The sequence below is a fragment of the Hazenella coriacea genome, assembly GCF_004341825.1.
Classification (GTDB): domain Bacteria; phylum Bacillota; class Bacilli; order Thermoactinomycetales; family Thermoactinomycetaceae; genus Hazenella; species Hazenella coriacea.
Map to the genome: position 1 here is coordinate 1 of NZ_SMAG01000020.1, position 3331 is coordinate 3331.

The 3331-nt window shown below is 37.2% G+C and carries 3 protein-coding genes; 2 read left to right on the forward strand and 1 reads right to left on the reverse strand.

The features are described 5' to 3' along the window. Positions 1–525 precede the first annotated feature (525 nt). A complete protein-coding gene (locus EDD58_RS14665; RefSeq protein WP_131926879.1) occupies positions 526–939 on the forward strand; it encodes a thiol-disulfide oxidoreductase DCC family protein in 414 nt (137 codons plus the stop codon). Positions 940–969: 30 nt separating this feature from the next. Next, the gene (locus EDD58_RS14670) at positions 970–1437 is read left to right on the forward strand and encodes a hypothetical protein (RefSeq protein WP_131926881.1); all 468 of its coding nucleotides are present in this window, start codon (positions 970–972) and stop codon (positions 1435–1437) included. A 285-nt stretch (positions 1438–1722) separates the two neighbouring features. On the opposite strand, the gene EDD58_RS14675 is transcribed toward EDD58_RS14670, so the two are convergent. Further along, complete coding sequence (locus tag EDD58_RS14675) at positions 1723–2595, reverse strand: diacylglycerol/lipid kinase family protein (RefSeq protein ID WP_131926883.1); 873 nt, start codon at positions 2593–2595, stop codon at positions 1723–1725. Positions 2596–3331: the final 736 nt, after the last annotated feature.

Below are 3331 nucleotides of genomic sequence, written 5' to 3' on the forward strand. Positions count from 1 at the left end.
CGACCGTTAAGCCCTCCAGCGCCGATGGTACTTGGGGTGCAGACCCCTGGGAGAGTAGGACGTTGCCAGGCAAATGAGGTAAAGCACTTGCAAAATGCAAGTGCTTTTTTATATCGAAGAAACTGACAAAAAACTTTCTGAGACAATCATCCGATTACAAGCACAACAGTTTAACAAAAACATGTATGTTTAAAATGAATCAAAAAACCATCCAAATCATTGGGTGGTTTTTTGGTATGGAGAAATTTAATCCAAGGATCTATTCAAGGGAATTTATTTGTTTAACTATTGTTTATCTGTAATTCAATTGTTGTTTACCTTCGTTGATTAATATGAAAGATATCCAATCCAAGATGTATCGATCTCATATGAACCTAACTTATTCCAGATGTTAGAACAAGTAAGGAATTTATTGGACATCCAAAGTGGTTTCAACTAGAGTCTATGATAGATAAAACAAAGACATTTAGAGGAAATATGGAGTCCTGTTTTATTGTGTAGATCGATACTGAAGGAGAATAACTAATGACTAAATATGAAGCTCAAGCAGTCATTTTATTTGATGGGGTCTGTAACTTTTGTAACGGAGCAGTACAATGGATTATTTCGCGAGACTCAAATGCTTACTTTCATTTTGCATCTTTACAATCGAAAGTTGCTGACACGTTATTTACTACCTATGGAATTAAAGAAAAGCGTTTGGACTCCATTGTGTTGATCGAAGAGGGGCGCTATTATACGGAATCTTCAGCAGTACTTCGGATTTGTAAGGGATTAGGTGGATGGTGGAGATTACTGTATGGATTTATAGTGATTCCAAGACCAATTCGAGATGTAGTTTATCGATGGGTGGCAAAAAATCGTTATCGCTTTCGGGGCAAAAAAGAACAATGTATGATTCCTTCACCAGACATTCGTAAAAGATTTTTAGATGATTAGAACAAATCGAAAAAGAGGATGAGTCGTTAAATGAAAAGATTGTTCACATCAATGAAAAAAGCGTTTCCAACTACTTTACGCCTTTATTTAGGAATCATGTTTTTGATTTATGGATTAGCTAAAATAGTGATGGGGCAATTTGGTGAACCTGCTCCTACAGCAATTGTTTCACAGGGAGAAGGCTTCGCTTTAGCATGGACATTTTTTGGATACTCTCGATTTTATGAGCTGGTAATTGGTTGGGGAGAAGTCATTGCTGCTATACTTATTATGATTCCGCGAACCAGCACATTAGGAGCTGTCATGTATTTTCCGATCTCTATCAATGTGATGCTAGTTAATTATTGCTTTAACATAGGAGTACAAGATTTAAGCACAGTGCTTGTGATTATGAATGTGATTCTATTATGGATGGATCGTAAAAAGTTGTTGATGATCTTTTGGAAAGCAGATCAACTTAAAGGTCAGATCGAAGAGAAAGGTGTGAAAGTTTCATGACCCCATTTGTTATAATGATGTTACTTGCCATTTTTCTCATGTCGACAGCCTATTATTTTGTGAAGGACTGGCTAAAAGATCGGAAAAAAAATCAGTAGCGTTAATTTTCCCGTATTCAGGAATCGATTTTGCGAAAATGACATTGTACAACCCTTTAGTGATAGTAAAAGAGAAGGTCATGAGATGCTTTCAATTCTTTTGCTTCTCTGTTCTCTGGATCTAACATATATAAACACTCCACCGCTAAATGAAAGCAGTGGAGTGTTTGGATAAGATGATATAACTTTATAAAATAAGTAATGATTTCGGTTGAATTTCGATGGTCATGGGGGTTTCTCCGTAAATTTCTCCATCAATCTGTACAGGAAGTGGAGGATCTGCCTGAATGCGAACCTTGGCTCCTTGATGAAGAGCTACAGATGGATGGCTAGTATGTGTTCCCCAATAGACTGTTGGGAACATTCGCAAGAGCTCGAATCGGGAGATTTGGTAGACACAACAAACCTGTAAAATTCCATCATCATTAATCGCACCTGGGTTGATCATCATCCCACCACCATAGTTGGGAATATTGGAAATAGCAGCTAGCCAAACATCATCATATGTAAACGCTTCCTCGTCAATCTGAAGAGTAAACCGAGCAGGACGAAAACGGAAAAAGGTACGGAAAACCCCAACTAAATAGCTGAACTTGCCAAGCCACTTTTTCAGTGATGATCCATTTACATGTTGGGTGACTTGTGCATCAAAGCCAATCCCAATAAAGCCGATGATCACTTTGCCATTTACTTTAGCTGTATCGATGGCTCGTGCTTCATGCTTTAAAATTCGTTCTAAAGCTTGAAGGGGCTGGGATGGAATTTTTTCTGCTGTAGCAAAATCATTTCCTGTTCCTGCAGGAATATAGCCTAAGGGCAATTGTGTTCCAGCTAAACAATTACCCACTTCATGTACTGTGCCATCACCTCCAACAGCAATAACAGCTCGAAAGCCCCCTTGTTCTACTGCTTCCTGTGTGATGAGGACTGCATGTCCTTGGTATTCGGTAACCCTGACCTGATAGGGGATTTCTTTTTCATCTAAAGCCTTTTGGATTTCTCCCCAAATACCTTTTCCACGTCCATTTCCTGAGATCGGGTTCACAATAAATAGGTACATCGTTGTGTGCTCCTTTTTTGTAGGATTACCTATTTTAAAAGAATCATAATATGAATGTTTTGTCTATGATAAACTTATTGGAATCAATTAGTTGATGTGAATTCCTAAGGGTATTATTCTTCCTAGTCTTTTATCGTTGCTCAATTTAGTAGAATGACACAATAAACCATAGAAAGCATTATCGTTGAAGATGAGTTAACCAAGATGTGAAAAGTATGACTAATCTCATGCTAGTGTCAGTTTACTGTGTATGTTTTAAATAGGAAAATGAGAGTGATGTTTTATATATTAAGGCGGCAGTTTAGATTCACTAGAAGTTAGGGGTCAATCTTTCGCACGAAATGACATTGTACTGTTGCTTAGTGGAATTCTTCTCTTCTTTGCAAGGGACAAGTTCATAGAGGAGGAAATCGAGCTCCAATGATCTATAGTGAGGATGAATATTACCTCATCGACACTACTGACATTAGATTGATCCTATTAATCTTATAAAATGTGTTGACAGAAACTATGAATCCATGATATATTAATTAACGTCGCTGATGCGATAGAAGTTTTAACAAAGAATAATCAATTAAAAATAAATGTTGATTTATTGTTATGGATGTGTTAAGATAACACATGTCATTACAAAAAGCAACACAGTGTTCCTTGAAAACTAAAGAGTGAAACCATGACCTGTTAATTTTTTGAGAGCATAGAATCAAACAACCATTTTTGGAGAGTTTGATCCTGG

Coding starts and splice junctions, on each gene's coding strand:
- EDD58_RS14670 (WP_131926881.1), top strand. CDS start 970: ATGAAAAGATTGTTCACATCAATGAAAAAAGCGTTTCCAACTACTTTA.
- EDD58_RS14675 (WP_131926883.1), bottom strand. CDS start 2,595: ATGTACCTATTTATTGTGAACCCGATCTCAGGAAATGGACGTGGAAAA.
- EDD58_RS14665 (WP_131926879.1), top strand. CDS start 526: ATGACTAAATATGAAGCTCAAGCAGTCATTTTATTTGATGGGGTCTGT.